Raw genomic sequence first — 23,566 nt, 5'->3', positions numbered from 1 at the left:
CGCATGCGCCTCCCTTCATAACTCATATGCGCATGCCAGTCGTCTCATCGAAAAGATGGAGAGAGGTGGGGTTGATGGCAAAACCAAGCTGTTCACCGGCTTTGACGGTGCTTCGACCCTGAATGACCATTGAAACTTCGGGCTCGGTGGCAGTTGTTATAAAAGTGGCGGATCCGGTTGTTTCGACAGCTGCTACAGGCAAGCTGAATTGCGCATCCGACGTGCCCGTCAGCTCGATATGTTCTGGGCGGATACCGACTGTGACGTGCGAACCAGCTGGGCGTGGATGAATGAGCGGAATGCTTCCCGCAGCCAGACCGCCCGCAAATTGCAATGACACATGACGACCGTCATCGCCAACCACAGCGGGTACGAAATTCATGGCGGGGGAGCCGATGAACCCTGCAACGAAGCGGTTGACGGGGTGATCGTAGAGTTCGATGGGTGATCCTTGCTGCTCGATCACGCCATCCTTCATCACCACGACATGGTCTGCCATGGTCATCGCCTCGATCTGGTCATGGGTGACATAGACAGAGGTCGCATGAAGACGGTCATGTAATGATCTGATCTCCTTGCGCATATGTACGCGTAGTGCTGCATCGAGGTTGGACAGAGGTTCATCGAACAGAAACGCTTGCGGGTCACGGATGATGGCGCGGCTCATGGCCACGCGCTGGCGCTGTCCGCCGGAAAGCTCGCGAGGATAGCGCTTCATCAGTTGCGAAAGCCCGGTGGTGGCAGCCACCTCTTCGGCAGCCTTACGTGCCTCGGCCTTCTTAACGCCGCGGATGCGCAGCGAATAGGTCAGGTTTTCCTCGACAGTCATATGCGGGTAAAGCGCATAGGATTGGAACACCATGGCCACATCCCGCTTGCGCGGCGGTACACCATTCATCAGCTTACCCGCGATGCGCATGTCGCCGCCTGAAATGCTTTCAAGCCCGGCCAGAGAGCGCAGCAGGGTAGATTTGCCACAGCCAGAGGGGCCGACGAGTGCGACGAAGGTGCCTTTCTCAATGGAAAGCTCTATGTTTTTCAGCGCGTGGAAAGCGCCATAATATTTGTTCACACCGGAAAGTTCGATCTGAAGGGTCATTTGAGTGCTCCCGATGTCAGGCCGGAAACGATGCGGCGCTGCAAGAGAATGAAAATGGCGAGAATGGGCGTCACATACATCGTGGCGTATGCCATGATGTTGTTCCATTCACTGGTGTTTGGCCCCATGAAGGAATTCAATCCAACACTTGCGGGCTGCAATTCCACGGCCTGAATGATGGATTTCGAGTAGACGAATTCACCGAAGGCCTGCATGAAGATGAGGATGGCGGAAACCAGAATGCCGTTGCGGGCAAGCGGCAGAACGATGTTGAAGAAAGCCCCAATCCGCGAATTGCCATCCACAAGCGCTGCCTCCTCCAGTTCCTGCGGCACGGCCATGAAGGTGGCGCGCACCAGAATGACGAAGAACGGCATGCTTTTGGCAGCAATGGCCAGAATGACCGCAAAACGAGGATAATCCAGAAGACCGAATTGGGAGAAGCCGACGAAAATCGGCGTAATCATCAAGGATGCGGGAAGAACCTGAAGCATCAGGATCAGGAACAGCCCGGTATCCACCCAGCGGTTTCGATAGCGTGCCAGCACATACGCACAGCCCACTCCGAGAACGGTAATGAGACTGACAGCGCCGGTCGCGATCAGAATGGAGTTCCACAGATAGCGGCCCATATTGCGGCTTTCCCACACATAGGCATAGGTTTCCCATTGCGGTGCAGCCGGCCAGAAGCTCGGTGGATTGACGAACATCTCCGAGCCGCCCTTGAGCGATGTTACATACATCCAGTAAAGCGGGAACAGATAGATCGCGGCCATCACAAGGGCGATGGCCAACATGAAGCGGTTTCGTATCGCAAGGCTCATCCGCGCACCTCATGACGTGTGGAGCGAACATAGACGACCGATGCCAGCATGACGAAGACGATCATGATGACCGAAATGGTCGCACCCTTGCCGAAATCATATTGCCGGAAGGACAGGTCCCACGCCCAATATTGCGCGACGTTGGACGTGTTGTTCGGCCCGCCATCGGTAATGGCTGCAAAAAGGTCGAATTGCTGCAATGTGAAGATCAGCCCCAGCGACACGATGGCCCCGATTGTCGAGCGCATCATGGGAAGTGTGATCGTGTAGAAGCGTTGCCAGGCATTCGCGCCATCAAGTTCCGCGGCTTCGTAGAGATCAGCGGGAATGGCAGCAAGGCCAACGGACAGCAGGATCATGTTGAACGAAGTGCCGAGCCAGATATTGGCAAGAACCACGGCCCAGAGCGAGAAATTCGGGTCCGAGCGCCAGAAGATATTTGCATCGACAATGCCGCTTTCACGCAAAATGAAATTCAGCACGCCGAAATCGCCAGACAATATCCAGTTCCAGATTGCGCCGACGACAAGGCCTGGCATGACCCAGGAGACCAGAAACAGGCCACGCAGCCAGGTTGCACCCGGGAAATTCGTCCAGAAGAACAGTGCCAGCCCAAAGCCAAAGAAAAACTGACCGGCGATGGAGGCAACGACGAAGATAACCGTATTGGTGAGAATGGGAATGGTTTCGGGCTGATTGAACAGATCGATATAGTTCTTGAAGCCAACAAACGGGCGAACGAAGCTGCCAAGGCTGAACATGTCAACTTCCTGAAAGCTCATGAGGATGTTGTAGATCAGCGGCAGGCCGGCCATGATGAACAGGAATGCGAGCGGCAAAGCCACAAGCACGATATCAAAGCCGCGACCATCGCTCACGCTGGAAAATAGCTTCTTCATGAGATGCCCTTGTTTCCGACAGATGGATGTTCCGGATAGGGTTGCCCGCCGCCATGGGCGACAGGCAACCCGCCGGGAGGAACAGGTAAGGTGACATGCCGCAGCCTGATCATGGCAGCGGCACAGCCACGATCATTTTTCAACGAGCTTAATTTTTTCGGCAGCCTGATCGAGCGCTTCCTTGGGCGACATCTGCCCGGTCAAGGCAGCCTGGATGGCATTCTGAATCGCCTTGGAAATCTTTGGCCATTCTGGCGAAGGGCCACGTGGCTGGGCATATTTCAGCTGTTCCACAAACACCTTGAGGGCTTCATCCTTCTGGGCATTGCCGGTTGGCGGAATGGCAATGTCAGAGCGGGCGGGCAATTGCCCGAACCTCTTGAACATGTCCTTGTCCTGCGAGGCGAAATATTCGATCACCTTGAACGCTTCGTCGGGATGTTTGGTTTTGGAGAAAATCGCCCAGTTATAGTCACCCATGGCCGAAGAACGTGGCGCATCCAGAGTTGGAACGGGAAGCAGTGCGACGCCCCAATCAAACTTGGCATCCTTCAGCATGCGGTCGATTTCCCATGGTCCGGAAATTGCCATGGCGGCGTTGCCCGCATTAAAGGTGGCGGTCGCTTCCCATTGACCGCGCGTCAATGTGTCGGGCGACGCGAGCTTCTCACTCATCATCTGCTTCCACACTTCCAGCGCTTTCACCGCGCCATCGGTGTTGATGTTCTTGTAAGTCGCACCTGCCATCTGCGCCCAAGGCAGGAACTGGAATGTCCCTTCCTCATTCGCCTTCGCGCTGAACGAAATGCCGTATATGTTCTTGGATGGGTCAGTCAGTTTCTTTGCGGCTGCCACAAGCTCGTCCCAGGTTTGTGGTGGCTTTGCCGGATCGAGGCCCGCTGCCTTGAAGAGATCCTTGTTGTAGTAGAGCGCAATGGTGTTGGTCGCTTTCGGGACGCCGAAATATTTGCCGTCCCATGTCGTGGATTTCAGGGGGCCCGGGAAATAATTATCAGTCTTGATGACATCAGATTTGGCGATCTTGTCCGTGACGTCGAGGAACGCGCCCCGCGCCGCGAACATCGCATGGTCGGGGTTGTCGATAGCAATGATGTCAGGTGCTTTGCCTGTCGAATAGGCGCGCATCGCTTCGCTCACAACATCGTCGAATTGAATGTAGCGATATTCAACCTCGATACCGTTCTTCAGCGCATTGAAATCCTTGATGAGATTGGGTGCTGGCTGGATATCCCGATCCAGCGACCATACCGTTATCTTGACGTCCTCAGCCTTTGCCGACAGCGCGACAAGTGAAGCGCCTGCAAGCGCCAGTGCGCCCAACATCATGCCCTTAGCGATACCCATGATCTCCTCCTCTGTGGTTATCGTTATTGCAGTTCAGGCGCGGCCCACCTCCTGAGCCGCGCAGTCGTCTCATACCGGATCGATGATGAAATCACCGCCGCGGCATGCTTTGAGATAATTCAGGCCGTGGACCTGGCCCGTCATTTCAAGCGCGTCGCGATAAACCGGATCGTGCCAGCCTTCGATATCGACGGAGCCGGACCAGCCCGCCAGGCGCAACTCCGAGATGACATCCGTCCAGTTGCTATCACCAAAGCCCGGCGTGCGCATGAAGACAAATTTCTCCTTGCCGAAAATGCCGTGCTCTTTGATGACATCCCAGCGAATGGTCGCGTCCTTGCCATGCACGTGGAAAATCTTGTGCGCCCATTTGCGGATCTGTGGCAGCGGATCGATGAGATAGACCATCTGGTGGCAGGGCTCCCATTCGATACCGATATTATCGTCGGGCGTCTCGTTGAACATCAGTTCCCAGGCATCCGGGTTGTGGGCGATATTCCAATCACCACTTGCCCAATTGCCGTCCATCGCGCAGTTTTCAAACGCGATCTTCACGCCCTTGTCCGCTGCACGCTTGGCCAATTCGCTCCATATTGCCTTGTACCGTGGCAGGCTTTCCGGCAGCGGCTTGCCGCGCAGACGACCCGTAAAACCGGCAACACATGTCGCGCCGAAGTGGTGGGCGTTATCAATGCAGTCTTTCCAGCCTTGCAGCGTCTCAAGATCCATGTCCGTTTCTTCCAGCGGATTGCCGAACATGCCGAGCGTGGAGATGGTTATGTCGCGATCACCAATGGCATCGAGGCAGCGTTTGCCCAGTTCTGCGATATCTTGCCCGCTGGTGGTCTGCCAGAAAAATGGCTCGAAGCTCTCAAACCCCATGTGGGCGATCTGGGCGATGCGTTCTGCCGCATTCCCATTTGTTGCGCTGACCATGGTGCCGATGCGGATTGATTTTGCCGGATTGCTCACTGTTGTATCCTTACGCTGCAATGGAAACCCGCTGGCGAAGACGCGCGCTTTCAATAGCGGCAATCACCATGGCAAGGCTGTTGATGTTGTCGAAAGAAGCCGTTTCAGGCACGCCACCATCGCGGATTGCGGCGATGAAGGACGAGATCACGCTGGCGTGGCCTTGCGTTTCCTCGATATTAGTGACCTCAGAAACGTTTACGGTTTTGGAGCCTCGCAGAAGCCCGGCTTCGGTTCCGGCAAGGGTCGCGACAAAATTTTCTTCGCCGTCCCATGTGAGCATGCCCTTGGATCCGACCAGCCGCCATTGGCTTTCCCAACTGGTCCGCTCACCTTCGGCGCACCACGAGCCACGATAGGTAAAGACGACATCGTTGGAAAACTCAAAGATCGCATTGGCCGCAGCGCCGTGCGAATACCACGAACCGGAAGGGTTGGTTTCGAGGCAATAGACACCAAGGGGCTTCTCATCGGCAACGAACCGTGCGGCATCGAAAGTGTGGATAGCCATGTCCAGCAACAGCACGTTCTTCATTTCTTCACGGAAGCCACCAAAATGCGGTGCGATGAAGAAATCGCAATGAATGCCGGTGAGATTGCCGATCAATCCTTCCGAGACTGCGCGCCGAAGACGACGAATGCCGGAGATAAAGCGGCGGTTTTGAACCACGGCATGCACCTTGCCAGCTTTTTCTGCCAGTGCGACCAACTCCCGTGCCTCTTCAAGCGAAGAGGCCATCGGCTTCTCGCTCAGTACGTGGCATCCAGCAGCAAGGCCGATGGATACGACATTGAAACGCGCAACGGGAATGACGACGTCGAAGAGCAGGTCGGCCTTGGTCGTCTCAAGCACTTGCTTGAGATCAGTGCCGATGACGGCCTGCGTCAACGAGAACTCTTGCGCCAGAGCTTCCGCCGTGTCGCGGTTCAGATCCACAAGTCCCACAATTTTGATGGAAGCCGCAAGCTCCGGTGTCGAGGCAATTGCCCGCAACCAGCCTTTAGCCATAGCTCCGCATCCGCATAAAACGGCATTGAATATCACGATTTCCTCCCGGTTTTCGCACCAAACTACTCAAGGTACGATGTTCCGTAAACGTTTACGACGCTATGATGAAAATGCTATTTGTGTCAAGAGGCGTATAAGACGTGAGGAATAGACGAGATGGGGAATGGGTAGAGACATGAAGGGAATACGCCAGCTGGCCGAGCATCTCGACATCTCCATAGGCACCGTTTCCCGTGCATTGAACGGCAAGCCCGATGTGAGCGAAGAAACCCGCGCCCGTGTGCTGGAGGCCGCCGAAGCGCTTGGTTACGTCGCAAACCAATCCGGCCGCAGTCTGCGCCAAGGCACCACAAACGTTATCGGCTTGATGATGGGGAGCAATCCGGAGACCGTGGAAAACTCCGACAACTTCTTCATGGGCGTAACAGACGGGCTACAAAGCGTTTTTGCGCCTCACAAGCTTGATCTCGTCATACTTCCTTGTTCGGATGACGAAGACCGGGAGGAATATCTGAAACGCATGGTGGCGCGGCGCCTGGTGGATGCGATGATCATTTCGTCCACCCGCAGAATCGACAGGCGGATCGACTTTCTGGTCAAGACAGGCGTGCCTTTCGTTGCACTCGGCCGCTCCCAATCCGGTGGCAATTACCCTTGGGTCGATCTGGATTTTGACGGCGTGGCACGCGCTTCAGTGAACCGCCTTGCCGCAAATGGTCACAAGCGCATTGCAGTCGCCATTCCCGATAACGACATTAATCTTGGTTATATTTTTCTGGAAGGCTACAAGAAGGGGCTGGAAGAAAACGGGCTTTCCTTTGATCCATCGCTCGTCATCAAGGCAAAATCCAGCGAGCAGGGTGGCTATCATGCAGGTAGCGAATTGCTGCACATGCGGCAGCGCCCAACCGCCGTGGTACTGATCTATGAACTCATGGCGCTGGGGCTTTATCGCAGACTTGCCGAAGTGGGCTTGAAGGTCGGTCACGATCTGGCCGTCATCGGTTTCCGCGAAGAGCCGCGCGGTCGGTTTCTCCAGCCGCCACTCACCAGCTTTCGCCTGTCTCTGAGGGATCTGGGTGTTTCGGTCGGCAAGACGCTGCTGTCCAGGATGCCCGCTTACGCATCGCTTTACCCCGATGAGAAGCAGCAAATCATCTGGCCGCTGGAGCTGGTAGCAGGAGAGAGTGATGCCGGACCAGCCAGTGGATAACCCTGCCTGCACTCCGTAATGTTACTTCATAATCGATCTCTCGCATTGAAGCGGGCGGGCGCTTTGTCCTACACGGGACCATCTGGTTCGTTGCGAGTTCAGACCACAGGTCCATCAAGCGACCGTTTGTAGCGGTTGGCGAAAGTCAGCGTCCGCATTTAAGGAGTATTCATTTGCCGGAATTCGAACAGACATTGTCTGCGGGTACCTTGATTTCCATAGCAGTGGGCGCGGTGGCGCTTCTGTTGTTGCTCATCATCCAATTTCGTGTTCACGCGTTTGTGGCACTCATTCTCGTCAGTTTCTTGACCGCGCTTGTCACGGGCATTCCAACTGCAAACATCATGAACACGCTCACGACGGCCTTCGGCTCCACGCTCGGTGGCGTGGCGCTTCTCGTGGGGCTTGGTGCCATGCTGGGCAGGCTACTGGAAGTATCTGGTGGCGCGCAGGCTCTGGCCGACGATCTCATCGCCCGTTTTGGCGAGGAACGTGCGCCTATGGCTTTGGGCATAGCATCGCTCTTCTTCGGCTTTCCGATCTTTTTTGACGCAGGCCTCGTCGTTATGCTTCCTGTCATGTTCACGGTAGGACGCCGTCTGGGTGGAAGCCTCTTGCTTTACGGAATACCGGTTGCGACCGCGTTCTCCTGCATGCACGTTTTCGTGCCTCCCCACCCTGGCCCGGTTGCCGCATCGGAATTGCTGGGCGCTGATGTTGGCCTGCTCATTATCGTTGGCCTCATTGTTGCTGTGCCGACGTGGATCGTTGCGGGTCATTTCTTCGGGCAATGGATCGGAAATCGGATCTTCTTGCCTATCCCTGAAAATGTGACGGAAGAAAAAGCTGACGACGAGGTGTCCTTGCCCAGCTCCGGCCTTGTGGTCGCGCTTTTGCTTCTACCACTGCTGTTGATCTTCATGAATACAGGTCTGGATTTTGCGCGCGCGCAAGAATGGGTGAGCAAGGATGCCGGCTGGTTCCAGCTATTGCGCGCCATAGGTTCGACACCGATCGCACTTCTGATATCGGTTCTCGTGGCGGCCGTTGTGCTTGGCCCAATGCGCGGTAGAGACCCTCTCAAGGTTGAACGTATCGTCGATTCGGCTTTGGGTCCGGTCTGCTCGGTCATTTTGATAACGGGTGCCGGTGGCATGTTTGGTGGTGTGCTTCGCGCCTCTGGCATTGGCAACGCGCTATCAAGCGCGCTGGCAGATATCGGCATGCCCGTCTTTGTTGCGGGCTTCTTGATCGCTACGGCGCTGCGCGTTGCGCAGGGTTCTGCCACTGTTGCCCTCATCGCCGCTGCCGGACTTATCCAGCCTGCGGTACAAGCTGCGGGTTACCAAGGTGTAGAGCTGGCGGCCATCGTCATCGCAGTCGCATCGGGTTCGGTCATGCTATCCCATGTCAACGATTCCGGCTTCTGGCTTGTTGGCCGATTCTTCAACATGGACATCAAAACGACGTTCAAGACATGGACCGTCATGCAGACGATGGTTGGTCTACTCGGCTTTGCACTATCGGGACTGATCTTCTCCCTGGCTTGAACCGGGTTTTAAAAAATGACGACCACTGATCTGCTGGCATCCGTCAGATTGGTGGTCGTCTCACACTCAGATCCGTTCGATTTAGAGAGCAGCGCTTGACGTTGACCTGGCGGTAGCGGACCTTTATCCGTTAAGAATGACGCCAGACGTAAAAGCCAAAAGCCCGTTACCAGGGCGGATCGAGCAGCTGCAGAGCAAGCTGCGCCGTATTGAACGCGGACGCGACACATGGGCTTTACGCTGGCAGGCGGTGCTCGCGGTGATCGACCTCAGTATCATTGCGTTCTTTATCTTCGGCCCATTCCTGCGTAGTGGGCCGTCATATCTGATCATAGACTATCTCATCGCGGTCTGGATTTTCGCTGAAATTCTTGCACGAGTTTTCGCAACCGGCTCTGTAATGGCATTCCTCAAGCGACCGATGACATGGATAGACCTTGTCATACTGGCGACGCTTCTGTTTCCGAATGCGCTGTTCAATTTCGCATTTCTGCGGGCAATGCGGTTATGGGCAGTCGGCGAGAGCCCGCTCTTCGCTTTCGTTCTCAAACGGCTAGGCTGCCATCAGTACAGGGACGTCGCTCGCGCATCGCTGAACTTTTTCGTGTTCCTGTTCATGGTGACCGGCTTCGTCTACACCACGTTTTTCTATCACCAGAGCGGTCTCATTGGCTTTGTCGACGCGCTTTACTTCACGGTCGCAACGATGACAACGACAGGGTTTGGCGACATTACCTTGCCTGGACCCTTGGGAAAATTAACATCCGTCGTCACAATGATCGTTGGCATCTCGCTGTTCGTCAGGCTCGCGCAATCCATCGTTCGGCCCAACAAGGTCATGTACCCTTGCGAGAAATGCGGCCTGCAGCGGCACGAAGTTGACGCTGTCCACTGCAAGGCTTGCGGCCATTTGCTGAACATTCCAAACGACAATGATTGAGCATAGCATTGCGTTTTCTGCGCATCATTTTTGGGACATTGAATTCGAATGACATCACGTTGGGCCTGGTTCTTTGCAAAAGTCACGCGCCGCATCTGGTTTCGGGCGACCTTGTTCTCGATCCTTGCTGTTGCCACAGCGCTGGTCGCCATTGTTGTCAGCCCCTTCATTCCGAATGACCTGCCGACCAAAATCGGCGCTGACGCCGTTGACAATATTCTCGGCATCATTGCTTCCAGCATGCTGACAGTGACCACGTTTTCCCTGAGCACCATGGTGTCTGCCTATTCCGCAGCCACCACCAATGTGACGCCACGTGCGACAAAACTGGTGATGGAAGACAGCACGACCCAGAACGTTTTAGCGACGTTCGTAGGTTCTTTCCTGTTCAGCCTTGTCGGCATCATTGCGCTGAGCACCGGGGCTTATGGCGATCGCGGACGGGTTGTTCTGTTTGTTGTGACCATCGTTGTGGTCGTGCTGATCATCGTGACAATGTTGCGCTGGATCGACCATCTCTCACGGCTGGGCCGTGTCACAGAGACGACGGAGCGAGTAGAGACGGTCACCATCGACGCCATGCGCTCGCGACGCCAGCAGCCATACCTGGGTGGCAACGAATTGCGTGATGAAAAGGATATTCCAGTCTCGTCCATTGACGTGTTCATCGACAGGATTGGCTATGTCCAGCATCTCGATACAAGCACACTGTCCAAGATTGCCACAGATGCAAAAGCCCGTATTTTCGTTCGTGCTATTCCTGGACAATTGGTTGATCCGACAAGGCCGGTGGCCTCAGTCGACGGTGCCGGGCGTGACGAGATTGAGCAGACGCTTGCCGATATTAAACGATGCTTTTCGGTAGAAGACACGCGCTCTTTCGATCAGGATCCGAGATTTGGCGCGTCAGTCCTGACAGAAATTGCGTCGCGTGCCCTTTCGCCAGCGATCAATGACCCGGGCACCGCGATCGATGTCATTGCCCGGGCACTTCGCATACTGGCGGTTTGGGAAGAGCCTGTGGATACCGAAAACCAAGATGCCGTCGCATTTCCAAATATCTATGTCCCAGGCATCCGGCTCAATGATGTGTTCGACGACCTGTTCACACCAATTGCGCGTGACGGGGCAGCCGTTGTTGAGGTGGGCCTGCGTCTCCAAAAGGCGTTTGGTATTCTGGCAAGGTTCAATGCGTCCGGCTTTAGAGACAATGCCATCCGACATTCGCAGGAGGCACTCGCCCGGGCCGAGCTAGCATTGAGCCTTGAAAGCGACAAGCAGCGCGTGAGAGCGGCTGCTTACGCTGTTTCGGGCGAGGCGGGCTGACTTTGCTTCTCAGGAATTTAAGAGACAATCAGCCTGACACAGATCCTATGGTGCTGCGCCGCCGACCAGACACGGACAACAAGACCGCGCCCAGCACTCCCGATATCACCGAGCCCGCGAGAATTCCGATCTTGACCCGGTCCTGAACGGCTGGATCGTCAAACGCAAGAAGGCCGATGAACAGGCTCATCGTAAAGCCGATCCCGCACAGAAGCGCCGTGCCTGCGACCTGTCCCCAGCTTGCCTGGGCAGGAAGATCCGCAAGGCCGAGTTTTACCAGAAGTACCACTGTTCCGAAAACACCAACCAACTTGCCGAGCAAAAGTCCTGCAGCGATACCCGTCGTCAGGTTTTCAGAAAATACCGACATGGAAATGCCGGCAAAGGACACACCTGCATTGGCAAATCCGAAGATAGGCACAATGACGAATGCAACCGGTTTGTGGATCAGGTGCTCGAGCTTGTGAAGTGGTGATTCGTGATGAGCTGCCTCGGGTGTGCCCGGTGTTTGCTTGAGCGGGATAGTCAGCGCGAGAATAACACCAGCCAATGTTGCATGAACACCGGACGCGAAGACCAATACCCAAAGCACTGCGCCGAGCAAGAGGTAAGGCCATAGCGACCTCATGCCCATCCGGTTGAGGATGATCAGGTTGCCGATGACGATGCCAGCGCCAGCAAGGGCCAGCATGTTGAGATCGGCCGTGTAGAATATCGCGATGACGATGACCGCACCGAGATCATCGATGATGGCTAGCGCTGCCAGAAATATTTTCAGCGAGGCGGGGACCCTGTTCCCGAAAAGGGAGAGGACACCCAGCGCAAAGGCAATGTCTGTCGCGGTTGGGATCGCCCATCCGCGCAGCGCTATTGGGTCATTCCAGTTGAAATAGACGTAGAACAGAGCCGGAAACAGCATGCCGCCAGCAGCCGCCGCACCGGGAAGAATGCGCCGGTTCCACGTGGAGAGCTGGCCGTCAAGCATTTCACGTTTGATTTCAAGCCCGACCAGCAGGAAGAACACGGCCATCAATGCGTCATTGATCCAGTGCAGCAGGCTGAGAGGGCCAACGTAGATGTGAAGGATGTCGAAATAGGTCTCGGCCAGCGGGGAATTGGCAGTAATGACTGCCAGAGCGGCGACAAACATCAAAATGATGCCGCCAGACGCCTCGTTGTCGAGGAAATGCCGTAGGGTGGATTGAATGCGACCGGGTCTTGTAACTGAAGACATGGGTTCTCGCTCCCTTGTGAGAGGTTGATCGAAGTCTCCGTCGATTTCGGGAAAACCCGCAGCGCACGCAGCACGCGCCAACCATCTGGAAATAGGGGAGCGAACCTCAATTTGCCAGATAATTCGGCCGTTTTGACAGAAAGTTGACCGCTTCGGGTAAGCTTGGTCTCTTTTAAGCGGTAAGTCAGTGGATCAAGACCATGCGGGGTGATGCGTGCCTTGACACCGCAGCCTCTGCAACTAGACGTCACATTCAATTGTGGGTTTGGAGTAAGAACATGAAATCACTGGCAACAATCTCGGCTTTCGTGGGCAAAACATTTGCCGGTTGGGTCATTCTTTTCGCAGTTCTTGGCTTCTTCTTCCCAGATACGTTCAAGCAGATCGCACCCTGGATCGTCACACTTCTGTCGATCATCATGTTCGGTATGGGGCTGACCCTGTCGGTTGATGATTTCCGCGAAGTTGTAAAGCGTCCCTTCGATGTCACCATCGGCGTGCTGGGTCAGTTTCTCATCATGCCCCTGCTCGCGGTATTGCTGACCCGCCTTATTCCGATGCCGCCGGAAGTCGCCGCTGGCGTCATTCTTGTGGGTTGCTGCCCCGGCGGCACCTCATCCAATGTGATGACCTATCTCTCGAAAGGCGACGTTGCGCTTTCGGTTGCCTGCACCTCTGTCACAACGCTTGCAGCGCCGCTGGTGACGCCATTCCTCGTTTGGATGTTTGCAAGCCAGTTTCTCCCTGTCGATGGTTGGGCGATGTTCATGAGCATCGTTAAGGTCGTTCTGGTGCCATTGGCTCTCGGTGCCGCCTTGCAGAAGCTGCTGCCCGGTGTCGTCAAGGCCGCCGTTCCGGCACTGCCGCTGGTGAGTGTCATTGGTATCGTTCTGATTGTTTCTGCCGTGGTGGGTGCCTCGAAAGGTGCCATTGCTCAGTCTGGACTAATGATTTTTGCAGTTGTGGTCCTGCACAATGGTCTTGGCTACATGCTGGGATATTTCGCGGCAAAAGCCACAGGCCTGTCGCTCGCAAAGCGCAAGGCTATCGCCATAGAGGTCGGAATGCAAAATTCGGGCCTCGGCGCGGCGCTTGCAACCGCGTATTTTTCACCGCTTGCTGCTGTTCCAAGCGCCATTTTCAGCGTTTGGCACAACATCTCCGGCGCTTTGTTGGCGAACTGGTTCTCCGGCCGGAGCGATGAGAATATCGATCAAGACACGCTCAATCGCCCCTGACGTGTGCAATTCAGCCGACGATGAAGCTTCACGACAGTTTTGGGCGAACTAGCTTCTGGAACGGCGACCTATGTGGTTCGTCAGCTGGTTAGGCCTCGACCGGTGACGGCTTCGACAAGTCTGTTACAAAGACATGAAGCCCGAGAACCTGATCAAGAACGGCATCGCCCGCACCACGACCGCTGCGGTGGTCTCGATGTTTAACCGACAGCCTGTTGATGCTGACCCTGTTTGGTCCGCTGTCTGCTGAGAGCCGTTCGTCAGGATCACCCACAGAGACGTTCTTCGGCACCGCCCGCCGCCGACCGGATCAACTCGGCACAAGCGCCTGGGCGCTGGATAGCGTCTGGAACGACCGGAGACGACGCAGGGGGAACTCATGTCAGGGCATCGTCCCGCTCGCCAATAGCGTGCCCTTCACTGCGGCTCTCGGTGGGCCGATAAAGGATTGATCGTTTCCAGCCGGTGAAGCGTGAGCGGTACTGCGCCTTCCTTTCAACAGAAGCTGAGTGCCAAAATTCTCGGTTCACAAAACTTGGTGGAAAATGTTGGTCAGAACATTCTGCACGACTTCCGCATAGCGATTTGAATTTACTGTAAAATATCAAATTCTAGGAAGTTTGGTGGAGCTAAGCGGGATCGAACCGCTGACCTCTTGCATGCCATGCAAGCGCTCTCCCAGCTGAGCTATAGCCCCATAAGGGTTCCGGTATGTTTATCCGGTTCCGGGAACCGAAGCATTTGTTTGCGTCGGTGGCGGCTTGATACTTGTGCTTGTGCACAATGGCAAGCCGAAAAATTCGCCCGACGACATTTTTTTGACGCCGGGCGATAATTCCTGTGGAAATCAGGTCTCGTCGTCGTCGCCGTTTACGCCGATGATGCCGGAAACATCGTCATCGTCTTCGTCTTCGTCCGCTTCCAGGAATGTGTCGTCGTCATCATCCAGCTCGACGTCATCGTCGCCTTCGATATCGGGGATGTCGTCGCCAGCTGCGTCGGCATCCGCGTCTTCCAGAGGCACGAGTTCGACTTCCGTGTTTTCGGTATCGACTTCGGCTACCTCTTCCTCTTCAGCCTGCTGTTCCATCTTCTTGGCTGCAGTCGTTTCCTCGAAGAAGGAAAGCGGCCAGGATTTGCCGGAATAAGGAGACACGATCGGATCACGGTTCAGGTCGTAAAACTTCTTGCCTGTATCAGGATCTGTGCGCTTGGTTCCAAGGTCCACTTTTGCCAATGTCTAAGCCTCAAATTGTGAGATGAGTTCGGTGTTTACGCCGTATTTCCGGCAGTAGACGGTAAAATTCTAGCCGGTCCCATTAATCGCTGATGCGTTTCCTGTCAAAGATAAACTTTATAAGCCACGTATACTGCGCGGCTCAGGTCCATCGCTTGATGATCCGGTTCGGCCTCTGTAAGAAACCGCAGACGGCATCGTTATGCCGTTTCGACAGCAGGACGGGAGAATTATGACATTTATAATTGCCATTGATGGACCGGCCGCCGCAGGCAAGGGGACGCTGTCACGACACATTGCGCAAGCTTATGGATTTCATCACCTGGACACTGGGCTGACATACCGTGCGACTGCAAAGGCGCTGCTGGATGCGAGATTGCCGCTGGACGATGAAGCCGTTGCTGAGAAGGTGGCGCTCAATCTGGATCTCGCCGCCATGGACCGCGCGGTGCTTGCCCGCCATGAGGTTGGCGAAGCAGCATCGCGGATCGCGGTCATGCCTTCGGTGCGCCGCGCACTGGTGGAGGCGCAACGAGAATTCTCAAAGCGCCAGCCCGGCACTGTGCTCGACGGGCGTGACATTGGAACGGTGGTCTGCCCCGATGCGCCGGTGAAACTCTACGTAACGGCAGCCGCCGATGTGCGCGCCCGCCGCCGGTTTGACGAGATCATTGCCGGAGGCGGCGTTGCCGATTACGAGGCGATTTTCTCGGATGTGAAAAAACGCGACGAGCGTGATATGGGGCGCAGCGACAGCCCTTTGAAACCAGCTGAAGACGCGCACTTGCTTGATACGTCTAAAATGGGTATAGAGGCGGCGTTTCAAGCAGCCAAGTCGATTGTCGATGCTGCCTTGAAGAGATAATATGTGCGTGGAACCGGCAAGTCCGGCCCTCGTTTAGACTGGAATATCCTGAAAGCATGTCCTGCACCGGAAAACCTCGAAGAAAGAGGCGGGCATTGTTTTTGGGAATGATCAACGCGAACCCCCGGTGCTTTGTGTCCCATAGTGGATGCTCTCAGGAGATTTAATGTCAGTAGCTACCCCCACGCGCGACGATTTCGCAGCCCTGCTGGAAGAGTCCTTTGCGTCGAATGACCTTGCTGAAGGCTATGTAGCCAAAGGTATCGTTACGGCGATTGAAAAGGACGTTGCAATCGTTGACGTTGGCCTCAAGGTTGAAGGCCGCATCGCGCTCAAGGAATTCGGCGCACGTTCGAAAGACGGCGGCCTGAAGGTCGGCGACGAAGTCGAAGTTTACGTTGAGCGCATTGAAAACGCTCTGGGCGAAGCCGTTCTGTCGCGCGAGAAGGCTCGCCGCGAAGAGAGCTGGGTCAAGCTCGAAGCCAAGTTCGAAGCTGGTGAACGCGTCGAAGGCGTTATCTTCAACCAGGTCAAGGGTGGCTTCACCGTCGATCTGGATGGCGCTGTTGCGTTCCTTCCACGTTCGCAGGTGGACATTCGTCCAATCCGCGACGTAACGCCGCTGATGCACAACCCGCAGCCGTTCGAAATCCTCAAGATGGACAAGCGTCGCGGTAATATCGTTGTTTCGCGCCGTACTGTTCTCGAAGAGTCCCGCGCCGAGCAGCGTTCTGAAATCGTTCAGAACCTCGAAGAAGGCCAGGTTGTTGACGGCGTCGTCAAGAACATCACCGATTACGGTGCGTTCGTTGACCTCGGCGGCATCGATGGCCTGCTGCACGTGACCGACATGGCATGGCGCCGCGTGAACCATCCTTCTGAGATCCTCAACATTGGCCAGTCGGTCAAGGTTCAGATCATCCGCATCAACCAGGAAACCCACCGCATCTCGCTCGGCATGAAGCAGCTCGAGTCTGATCCTTGGGATGGCATCTCTGCCAAGTACCCTGTTGGTAAGAAGATCTCCGGTACCGTTACCAACATCACCGACTACGGTGCATTCGTTGAGCTGGAGCCAGGCATCGAAGGCCTCATCCACATCTCCGAAATGTCCTGGACCAAGAAGAACGTACATCCCGGCAAGATCCTGTCCACAACACAGGACGTCGACGTTGTTGTTCTCGAAGTCGATCCTTCCAAGCGTCGTATCTCGCTTGGCCTCAAGCAGACTCTGGAAAACCCATGGCAGGCATTTGCCTTCAGCCATCCGGCCGGCACTGAAGTTGAAGGCGAAGTCAAGAACAAGACCGAATTCGGCCTGTTCATTGGTCTCGAAGGCGACGTTGACGGCATGGTTCACTTGTCCGACCTCGACTGGAACCGTCCAGGCGAACAGGTCATCGAGGAATACAACAAGGGTGACACCGTAAAGGCTGTTGTTCTTGACGTAGACGTCGAGAAGGAACGCATCTCGCTCGGCATCAAGCAGCTTGGCAAGGATGCAGTCGGTGACGCTGCGACCACTGGCGAACTTCGTAAAAACGCTGTTGTTTCCGCTGAAGTTATCGGCGTGAACGAAGGCGGCATCGAAGTGAAGCTCGTGGCACACGAAGACCTCACATCCTTCATCCGTCGTAACGACCTGGCACGTGATCGTGACGATCAGCGCCCAGAGCGTTTCTCGGTTGGCCAGGTTCTCGACGCACGCGTCGTCAACTTCTCCAAGAAGGATCGCAAGGTTATGCTTTCGATCAAGGCTCTGGAAATCGCAGAAGAGAAGGAAGCCGTTGCACAGTTCGGTTCGTCCGACAGCGGCGCTTCGCTCGGCGACATCCTTGGCGCGGCTCTCAAGAACCGCACCGAGTAATCGTTCAATAGCCTGAAATGAGAAACCCGCCGGAGCGATCCGGCGGGTTTTTATTGGGCTGACGTATTTCGATTTCAGGAATAGCCGCTCATCCGAAGATAATAGGATTCGGCACTGTCCACTGCTCCGTCGTTGTTCTCACCCTCGGAAACCGATTGGTCGCTCAGCACGTCATTGGCGGCAATCCGTTCCTCCTGAGGAGAATCGTTTTCCTCCTGTTCGGTGCTGTCCTCCGTGTCTTCCGAATCGCCCTGTGACGAATGCATGCTGCCGCGCGGCGGCGCATCTGATTCCTCTTCATCCTTGGCCGCTGGATAGGGGACATAGGGGAGAGGGATGGCTTCTTTCCCGACGATGGCGGCAAGAGCTGAATGAAGCGTCGGCTGTTCCAGCAGTGCCGCCTTGATATCCTGGGCAACCGCATTTCGCTGGGCTGCGAGCGTCTCTTGCCGCTGGGCTGCCAAGACGTTGTCTTCCGCTGTCTGGTCCACACCCCCGGTATGAAGGTCGGACTTAGTCGCCAGCAATGGTTTTGAGATGTGCTGCGGATCCTGCTCGGTTAGCAGGCTGGCGACGATCTGCGGCGTTATGGTTTCGGCCTGCTCCGGCAGTTTTCCAAGAATGACAGCGAGAAGGAGTTTTTCCATCTCCTTGGGTGTTGCCTTGGTAAACGTGCCAGCTGTGGGCAAATTGGGTAGGCGCTCGGCACCGTTGGCGACCGGTATCTGAGTTGGGCGCTCGTTTTCTGCCGCCGCATCGACAGTCAAAGGCGGTTGCTGCGCGATGAAAGCTGTCCGCTGCTGCTCCGTCATCTGGGGTCGCGTCGCCAGATCAGGCTCGTTAAGCCCAGCTGGCGCAGGTATAGCATTCGTTTGCTGCGCTGGTTGTGGTGCGCTCTGCCCGTCGATAGGACGTTGCCCTTGGGCGGCGGCATTGATTGGCGTGCTTGGGCTCAGTACCATGCCGGTCGGCGCTGTCGGCACGTTTGATGGTGCCAATATCGCACCAGATTTTCCTGGTTGCGGCATTGTGGACGGCGGCGTCACAGCCGGGTCGGCACGAACCTCTCCGAGAAGATAGGTGGCACGAGCGACCTGTGGAGCTGCCATCTTGTTTGCAACGGCAGCAGGTGAGGTGGCCAGTGTTTTGATCTGCGGAATGACGGGGCTGTCGGGTAGGATATCCTGAAGGTAGGCCGGGATCGAAGGCTTCGCCGTTCGGCTTGTGCCGCTGGAGCGCGAAAGCTCAAACATGACGGCTAGTCGCGCCGCTTCCGGCCCCGCGGAGCTTTTCAACGCATTGGATAACATATCAAGGGTGATGCCACGCAACACGCTGCCGAGAGCTTTTTCTAAGGCGGCTTTCTGATCCATGGGGAGCGTTTTGATGATCTCAACCAGGCGATTGACATATGCCTCAGCGCCCTCGCCATCCATACGTTCGATATTCAGTAATTTTCCTAGTGTCGAAGCAAGCACGCTGACATTGCTCGATAATTGCACCTCGCCCGACACGGCGCGAATACCGGTGCCAGAGGCGAGTTTGGCACTCTCTGAGATCGGGCCTTGAGCCGCAGGAAGCGGCGCTGGCGGCGTGGAGGCTGTATCCTGTGGTGGCTTTGCCATGGAGAACGAAACATCGGTGGCAGACACAGGGCTGACCGGCGTTAGCATGATACGCTCCCTTCTTGGTGACAGGTGTCAGCTATGGCTGCCATAACATGTCAGCTTGAACAGGCCCGGTTTCAACAGGGCTTTGGCGGCGACGCAGATGTTATTATCGTCCGCTCATGCGGCGCATTGCCGAGATCCGGTATGCATCTGTACGGTCGAATGGAGCAAAATTACGCGAATCATCTGAGTGAAGAATGATCCTCAAAGATTAACGATTTGCTAAGTACATCGTTTCTTGAATCCGGGTTTGGCACAACAGGCCAAGCGCGACGCTCAGCTATGAGCAAAAATATCCGTGTCTTCCCAGCCCAGCAGGTCGAGTTTGGAGCGTGTCGGCAGGAAGGCAAAGCACGCTTCAGCATGTTCGTAGCGGCCATCGCGAATGAGGCGAGTCGTCAATTTGTCTCGAAGAGCGTGAAGATGCAGCACATCGGATGCTGCATATTCCAGTTGAGCAGGCGACAGTTTTTCAGCGGCCCAGTCAGACGATTGCTGCGCCTTGGAAATGTCCACCTCCAGCAATTCCTTGAGATTATCCTTGAGCCCATGGCGATCCGTATAGGTGCGGCAAAGGCGCGAGGCGATTTTGGTGCAGAAGACCGGTGCCGATGTCACGCCAAACGTGTGGAAAAGAACGGCAATATCGAAGCGGCCATAGTGAAAAATCTTCTGGCGGGCCGGATCTGCGAGCAGGGTGACGAGGTTTGGGGCCTCTTTCTGGCCGGCTGCGATGCGGATAACATCTGCGGTGCCATCGCCGGGTGAAAGCTGAACCACGCATAGGCGGTCACGCCTTGGAACAAGGCCAAGCGTTTCCGTATCGATAGCGACAGCGCCGGTATAACGGCCTGCGTCTTCTTTTGATATATCGCCTTCGTGATAACGGATCTTCGCTGCCATTTCTGTCTCCACTGCTGGATTGTCGATGGCCCTATAGCCGAAAGTGGTTGGTCGCGATACCATCTCATGATCCTTTTCGACCGGTCCTGTACCTTGTGCAGTGCCAGACGAAAGGATTAGTCTGGCACAGTCGTTCAATTTCCAAAGAAGTGCCGCATCCCATGCCAGTCAAAATCTACCTCGCCGGGCCGGAAGTTTTTCTGCCCAATGCCCGTGAAATGCTCGATGCGAAGGCGGAGCTTGCCCGCCAAGCCGGATTTGAGCCTCTGTCACCCGGCGACCTCCAAATACCACCCGCAGAAACGAAAGTCGGCCATGGCTGTAATATCAATGCGGTAGACGAGCAGATGATGCTGGAGGCGGATGCCATCATCGCAAACCTAACGCCGTTTCGGGGCATTGCAGCGGATACGGGCACGAGTTACGAGCTTGGCTTCATGTGCGCCCTTGGCAAGCCAGTGTTTGCGTATACGAATGTTGCCGCAAACCACTTCACACGCATCGTTCAACACTATGATAGTTCTCCAACGCAGGATGAGACCGGGCGTTATCGTGGGCCGGATGGGCTTTCGATTGAGAATTTTGATATGGCGGACAATCTGATGCTGCATGGTGGCATCATCCGTCGTGGCGGCGTTGTCATGGTTGGCGATGCGCCTGCCGATGCGATTTACACCGATCTCAGCGCGTTCAAGCAGTGCCTGCAGCATGCCGTTGACGCACTGCTGAAGCATAGAGATTAAAAAATACGGAGTTATCACATGAGCGGAACAATCCTCATCACAGGCGCGACCTCTGGTTTTGGCGAGGCGACAGCTAGATTATTTGCCAAAGATGGATGGAAAGTCATCGGCACAGGTCGCCGGGCAGATCGCCTTGCCAAGCTAGGTGAAGAACTCGGAACCGCATTTCACGGCATGGTCTTTGACATCACGGATGAAGCGGCGATGGCAGCGGCCTTCGAAGCACTTCCTTCCGAATTTCAGGGTATCGATATCCTCGTCAACAATGCAGGCCTTGCACTCGGAACAGGCACCGCGCCCAACGTGCCATTGAAAGACTGGCACACAATGGTCAACACCAACATTACTGGGTTGCTGAACATTACACATCGCATCCTGCCGGGCCTGATCGAGCGCCGTGGCATCGTCATCAACTTGTCGTCGGTTGCGGCCCACTGGCCTTATGCTGGCGGCAATGTCTATGCCGGTACCAAAGCTTTTCTGCGCCAGTTCTCGCTGGGTTTGCGGTCTGACATGCATGGCAAGGGGGTTCGCGTCACGTCGATTGAGCCGGGGATGTGCGAAACCGAGTTCACCGTTGTGCGCACCGGCGGCAACAAGGATGCATCAGACACGCTGTACAAGGGCGTCAACCCCATCCTGCCAGAGGATATCGCCAATACGATCCATTGGGTGGCTTCGCAGCCCAAGCACATCAACATCAACAGCATAGAGCTCATGCCGGTCAACCAGTCGTTCGCCGGTTTCCAGGTTCACCGAGAGGTGTAAGCGTGGAGAGGGCGACAGGTTGATGAAAAAGGCGGCAGGGATTTCCTAGCTATGCAAAAATGCATGCCTGCATTGCGAGAGATGCTCTGTTAATTTTTGTGGGCTAAGCTATATTTAAATCATCGAAGCGACGCACTCCTCCTCCCAGCGTCGCGAGATGTGGATCGACAGCACTCCTCCTCCCAGTTGTCGATCAAGTTTAAAGCCTGCCGCACCTCCTCCCGCGGCAGGCTTTTCCCTTTTTGGGCCCTTTAAATCCTGATATCACGAGATTTCAGCATCGCTTGGATGCTGACGGCTGATCCTGTTTCTATCGAAGCATTTGCCGCAATTCCCGTCAGAATCGACCATGCACCGGAGACATGGTCCGAGGCGCGGTTGAAGCGATCCGCCTCCATTGTTTCAGGCGCGAAGATATAACCAAGCATGACAGGGTCTGCGCCGCCGTGGTTTCCTGTCGCCTTGGGCACTGCGATCATTCTCGGCTTTTCACCGGCCAAATGCAGCTCGGTGGTGATCGCCTCCTCATCGGCATGGTCGCGGACTCCACCGAACACGCCGTGGACTTCAACATGTTTGTGCGTGATTTCGCCCTTCGTGCCCTGAAAGCGAATTTCCAGCCCTTCCCATGGCGAATATGCGGTGAGCGTGTAATTGGCGGTAACGCCGGATGCGTAGCGAATGTGAGCCTGCATCGTGTCTTCTATGCCGATATCCGCCTCAAATACGCATCTGTCGCGGAAATAGCCATCCTCATCTTCAGCGTCGAGATAGAGAGCTTTCAACTGTTCATCGGCAGAGAGATCGAGGCGGAAAGCGCACTTATCCGCCACCGGACAGTCGGCACAACGCGGGCCGTGGTCTTCCAACCCAAGTTCCACTGCTGTCTCTGGCCGGTAAAATGCGCGCTGGCCAGAGGCAAAGACTTGGGTCGGTGCAGATGCCAGCCACCAGTTGAGTAGATCGAAATGATGCGTCGACTTGTGGACCAGAAGCCCGCCGGAGTTTTCCTTCTGCCGGTGCCAGCGTCGGAAATAATCGGCGCCATGCACGCGGTCGAGATGCCAGCGAAAGTCGATGGCTGTAATCGTGCCGATAACGCCTGACGACAGCATCTCCTTGATCTGTGTGCGGGCAGGGGAGTAGCGGTAATTGAACGTGACCATGACCTTGCGGCCTGTGCGGGCCTGCGCATCCACAATTTGCTTCAACCGCGACAGGTCGATCGTCAGTGGCTTCTCGCAAATGACATCGCAACCTGCTTCAAAGGCGCGGACGATATAGTCTGAATGCAGAAAGTCCGGCGTTGCGACCACGATTGTATCCGGCTTTTGCTCCGCGATGAGTTGATCAAAATTTTCGGCGAGATATGTCGGGACACCGTTGGTGCCCGGCTTGAGAAGCGCCTTTGCGGCTTCTGCCAAGCGATGGCCATTGCTATCGCACAGCGCCACGATCTCATGCTTGTCCGAGTAGTCTTCCGTCACGGAATCGCGAAACATTTTGTGACGTGACCCGCATCCTACAATGGCGATTTTCACTTGAATTCCCTTTGGGTGCATACATCGCTGCGAAGGCGACTGGCGAGATGTCTTGGGAGGGGATTGCGGTAAAGTATCTGAATCCATTGCAGAAATGCTCAAGCCCTGAGCGCACTCCCACCGCCCAGATAGATACTATCTAAGCATTAAAGTCGTATTATGATTTTTAGGCAAGCATATTTTGAGATGCTATAACGCGATCTTGCGCCGGGTGGCGATCGACACCGGCTTGCGGCATTTCCATCGGCGCGACGTCGTTCCGCCGTAGCCACTGTTCTGATGTGTTCGGAACAGCTGATATGA

21 protein-coding genes and 1 tRNA gene are annotated in these 23,566 nt (G+C 55.6%); 9 read left to right on the top strand and 13 right to left on the bottom strand.

All coding sequences use genetic code 11. From position 1 onward, the window contains the following. Positions 1–22: 22 nt before the first annotated feature. The 6 genes from ACQZ51_RS13915 to ACQZ51_RS13890 all read right to left on the bottom strand — a co-directional run bounded on the left by ACQZ51_RS13915 (position 23) and on the right by ACQZ51_RS13890 (position 6,204). On the bottom strand, positions 23–1,099 hold the full coding sequence (locus ACQZ51_RS13915) for an ABC transporter ATP-binding protein (RefSeq protein WP_448778029.1): 1,077 nt from the start codon (positions 1,097–1,099) through the stop codon (positions 23–25). Then, positions 1,096–1,923 carry a carbohydrate ABC transporter permease gene (locus ACQZ51_RS13910; protein WP_448778027.1) on the bottom strand — a complete coding sequence of 276 codons (828 nt, stop codon included), beginning with the start codon at positions 1,921–1,923 and terminating at the stop codon, positions 1,096–1,098. Before ACQZ51_RS13910 ends, ACQZ51_RS13915 begins: the two co-directional genes overlap by 4 nt. After that, positions 1,920–2,822, bottom strand: a complete 903-nt coding sequence (locus ACQZ51_RS13905) for a carbohydrate ABC transporter permease (protein WP_448778025.1) — start codon at positions 2,820–2,822, stop codon at positions 1,920–1,922. The genes ACQZ51_RS13910 and ACQZ51_RS13905 overlap by 4 nt, the downstream gene beginning before the upstream one ends. A 132-nt stretch (positions 2,823–2,954) precedes the next feature. Next, positions 2,955–4,187, bottom strand: coding sequence for an ABC transporter substrate-binding protein (locus ACQZ51_RS13900; RefSeq protein WP_448778023.1), 1,233 nt, complete (start codon positions 4,185–4,187; stop codon positions 2,955–2,957). A 69-nt stretch (positions 4,188–4,256) separates the two neighbouring features. Continuing rightward, entirely contained in the window at positions 4,257–5,159 is a 903-nt protein-coding gene (locus tag ACQZ51_RS13895; protein ID WP_448778021.1) for a sugar phosphate isomerase/epimerase family protein, read from the bottom strand. Positions 5,160–5,169: 10 nt separating this feature from the next. Beyond that, a complete protein-coding gene (locus ACQZ51_RS13890) occupies positions 5,170–6,204 on the bottom strand; it encodes a Gfo/Idh/MocA family protein (RefSeq protein WP_448778019.1) in 1,035 nt (344 codons plus the stop codon). Positions 6,205–6,343: 139 nt separating this feature from the next. On the opposite strand from ACQZ51_RS13890, the gene ACQZ51_RS13885 reads away from it, so the two are divergent. The 4 genes from ACQZ51_RS13885 (at position 6,344) to ACQZ51_RS13870 (ending at position 11,197) form a co-directional block, all read left to right on the top strand. After that, complete coding sequence (locus ACQZ51_RS13885) at positions 6,344–7,381, top strand: LacI family DNA-binding transcriptional regulator (protein WP_448778334.1); 1,038 nt, start codon at positions 6,344–6,346, stop codon at positions 7,379–7,381. 173 nt (positions 7,382–7,554) lie between these two features. After that, the gene (locus tag ACQZ51_RS13880; RefSeq protein WP_448778017.1) at positions 7,555–8,931 is read left to right on the top strand and encodes a GntP family permease; all 1,377 of its coding nucleotides are present in this window, start codon (positions 7,555–7,557) and stop codon (positions 8,929–8,931) included. Between the two features lie 136 nt (positions 8,932–9,067). Further along, positions 9,068–9,871 (top strand): potassium channel family protein, encoded by an 804-nt coding sequence (locus ACQZ51_RS13875; protein WP_448778016.1) that lies wholly within the window; start codon positions 9,068–9,070, stop codon positions 9,869–9,871. Between the two features lie 48 nt (positions 9,872–9,919). Continuing rightward, entirely contained in the window at positions 9,920–11,197 is a 1,278-nt protein-coding gene (locus ACQZ51_RS13870; RefSeq protein ID WP_448778014.1) for a DUF2254 domain-containing protein, read from the top strand. 28 nt (positions 11,198–11,225) lie between these two features. Here ACQZ51_RS13870 and nhaA read toward each other — a convergent pair whose 3' ends face one another. Beyond that, on the bottom strand, positions 11,226–12,431 hold the full coding sequence (gene nhaA / locus ACQZ51_RS13865; protein WP_448778013.1) for a Na+/H+ antiporter NhaA: 1,206 nt from the start codon (positions 12,429–12,431) through the stop codon (positions 11,226–11,228). Positions 12,432–12,709: 278 nt separating this feature from the next. Here nhaA and ACQZ51_RS13860 point away from each other — a divergent pair, with 278 nt between their 5' ends. Continuing rightward, complete coding sequence (locus ACQZ51_RS13860) at positions 12,710–13,669, top strand: bile acid:sodium symporter family protein (protein WP_448778012.1); 960 nt, start codon at positions 12,710–12,712, stop codon at positions 13,667–13,669. A gap of 88 nt (positions 13,670–13,757) precedes the next feature. On the opposite strand, the gene ACQZ51_RS13855 is transcribed toward ACQZ51_RS13860, so the two are convergent. The 3 genes from ACQZ51_RS13855 to ACQZ51_RS13845 all read right to left on the bottom strand — a co-directional run bounded on the left by ACQZ51_RS13855 (position 13,758) and on the right by ACQZ51_RS13845 (position 14,906). After that, on the bottom strand, positions 13,758–13,961 hold the full coding sequence (locus ACQZ51_RS13855; RefSeq protein ID WP_448778011.1) for a hypothetical protein: 204 nt from the start codon (positions 13,959–13,961) through the stop codon (positions 13,758–13,760). Between the two features lie 329 nt (positions 13,962–14,290). Then, positions 14,291–14,366: transfer RNA gene (locus tag ACQZ51_RS13850), tRNA-Ala, on the bottom strand. Between the two features lie 150 nt (positions 14,367–14,516). Then, on the bottom strand, positions 14,517–14,906 hold the full coding sequence (locus tag ACQZ51_RS13845; RefSeq protein WP_042616643.1) for a TIGR02300 family protein: 390 nt from the start codon (positions 14,904–14,906) through the stop codon (positions 14,517–14,519). A gap of 232 nt (positions 14,907–15,138) precedes the next feature. Between ACQZ51_RS13845 and cmk the strand changes: the two genes are divergently transcribed. Both cmk and rpsA read left to right on the top strand, forming a co-directional pair. Continuing rightward, positions 15,139–15,771, top strand: a complete 633-nt coding sequence (cmk, locus tag ACQZ51_RS13840) for a (d)CMP kinase (RefSeq protein ID WP_448778010.1) — start codon at positions 15,139–15,141, stop codon at positions 15,769–15,771. 166 nt (positions 15,772–15,937) lie between these two features. Continuing rightward, a complete protein-coding gene (gene rpsA / locus ACQZ51_RS13835) occupies positions 15,938–17,638 on the top strand; it encodes a 30S ribosomal protein S1 (RefSeq protein ID WP_042616641.1) in 1,701 nt (566 codons plus the stop codon). 74 nt (positions 17,639–17,712) lie between these two features. Here rpsA and ACQZ51_RS13830 read toward each other — a convergent pair whose 3' ends face one another. Next, complete coding sequence (locus ACQZ51_RS13830; protein ID WP_448778009.1) at positions 17,713–19,311, bottom strand: hypothetical protein; 1,599 nt, start codon at positions 19,309–19,311, stop codon at positions 17,713–17,715. 273 nt (positions 19,312–19,584) lie between these two features. Then, complete coding sequence (locus tag ACQZ51_RS13825) at positions 19,585–20,211, bottom strand: ribonuclease D (RefSeq protein WP_042616639.1); 627 nt, start codon at positions 20,209–20,211, stop codon at positions 19,585–19,587. Between the two features lie 161 nt (positions 20,212–20,372). On the opposite strand from ACQZ51_RS13825, the gene ACQZ51_RS13820 reads away from it, so the two are divergent. Next, complete coding sequence (locus ACQZ51_RS13820) at positions 20,373–20,954, top strand: nucleoside 2-deoxyribosyltransferase (protein ID WP_448778007.1); 582 nt, start codon at positions 20,373–20,375, stop codon at positions 20,952–20,954. Positions 20,955–20,972: 18 nt separating this feature from the next. Further along, the gene (locus ACQZ51_RS13815) at positions 20,973–21,722 is read left to right on the top strand and encodes an SDR family oxidoreductase (RefSeq protein ID WP_448778005.1); all 750 of its coding nucleotides are present in this window, start codon (positions 20,973–20,975) and stop codon (positions 21,720–21,722) included. Between the two features lie 251 nt (positions 21,723–21,973). Here the strand turns inward: ACQZ51_RS13815 and ACQZ51_RS13810 are convergent, their stop codons facing one another. Beyond that, positions 21,974–23,284, bottom strand: coding sequence for a Gfo/Idh/MocA family protein (locus ACQZ51_RS13810; protein ID WP_448778003.1), 1,311 nt, complete (start codon positions 23,282–23,284; stop codon positions 21,974–21,976). Positions 23,285–23,566 lie beyond the last annotated feature (282 nt).

Source organism: Agrobacterium sp. CG674 (assembly GCF_053521645.1).
The sequence above is the reverse complement of the archived record's forward strand: the minus strand, read 5'-3'. Positions and strand labels throughout refer to the sequence as shown.

Excerpts from the sequence above, each read along its gene's own strand:
- ACQZ51_RS13815 (WP_448778005.1), top strand. The coding sequence starts at position 20,973 with ATGAGCGGAACAATCCTCATCACAGGCGCGACCTCTGGTTTTGGCGAG.
- ACQZ51_RS13900 (WP_448778023.1), bottom strand. The coding sequence starts at position 4,187 with ATGGGTATCGCTAAGGGCATGATGTTGGGCGCACTGGCGCTTGCAGGC.
- ACQZ51_RS13860 (WP_448778012.1), top strand. The coding sequence starts at position 12,710 with ATGAAATCACTGGCAACAATCTCGGCTTTCGTGGGCAAAACATTTGCC.
- ACQZ51_RS13875 (WP_448778016.1), top strand. The coding sequence starts at position 9,068 with ATGACGCCAGACGTAAAAGCCAAAAGCCCGTTACCAGGGCGGATCGAG.
- ACQZ51_RS13820 (WP_448778007.1), top strand. The coding sequence starts at position 20,373 with ATGCCAGTCAAAATCTACCTCGCCGGGCCGGAAGTTTTTCTGCCCAAT.
- ACQZ51_RS13870 (WP_448778014.1), top strand. The coding sequence starts at position 9,920 with ATGACATCACGTTGGGCCTGGTTCTTTGCAAAAGTCACGCGCCGCATC.
- ACQZ51_RS13915 (WP_448778029.1), bottom strand. The coding sequence starts at position 1,099 with ATGACCCTTCAGATCGAACTTTCCGGTGTGAACAAATATTATGGCGCT.
- ACQZ51_RS13910 (WP_448778027.1), bottom strand. The coding sequence starts at position 1,923 with ATGAGCCTTGCGATACGAAACCGCTTCATGTTGGCCATCGCCCTTGTG.
- cmk (WP_448778010.1), top strand. The coding sequence starts at position 15,139 with ATGACATTTATAATTGCCATTGATGGACCGGCCGCCGCAGGCAAGGGG.
- ACQZ51_RS13825 (WP_042616639.1), bottom strand. The coding sequence starts at position 20,211 with ATGGCAGCGAAGATCCGTTATCACGAAGGCGATATATCAAAAGAAGAC.
- nhaA (WP_448778013.1), bottom strand. The coding sequence starts at position 12,431 with ATGTCTTCAGTTACAAGACCCGGTCGCATTCAATCCACCCTACGGCAT.
- ACQZ51_RS13905 (WP_448778025.1), bottom strand. The coding sequence starts at position 2,822 with ATGAAGAAGCTATTTTCCAGCGTGAGCGATGGTCGCGGCTTTGATATC.
- ACQZ51_RS13810 (WP_448778003.1), bottom strand. The coding sequence starts at position 23,284 with ATGCACCCAAAGGGAATTCAAGTGAAAATCGCCATTGTAGGATGCGGG.
- rpsA (WP_042616641.1), top strand. The coding sequence starts at position 15,938 with ATGTCAGTAGCTACCCCCACGCGCGACGATTTCGCAGCCCTGCTGGAA.
- ACQZ51_RS13885 (WP_448778334.1), top strand. The coding sequence starts at position 6,344 with ATGAAGGGAATACGCCAGCTGGCCGAGCATCTCGACATCTCCATAGGC.
- ACQZ51_RS13830 (WP_448778009.1), bottom strand. The coding sequence starts at position 19,311 with ATGCTAACGCCGGTCAGCCCTGTGTCTGCCACCGATGTTTCGTTCTCC.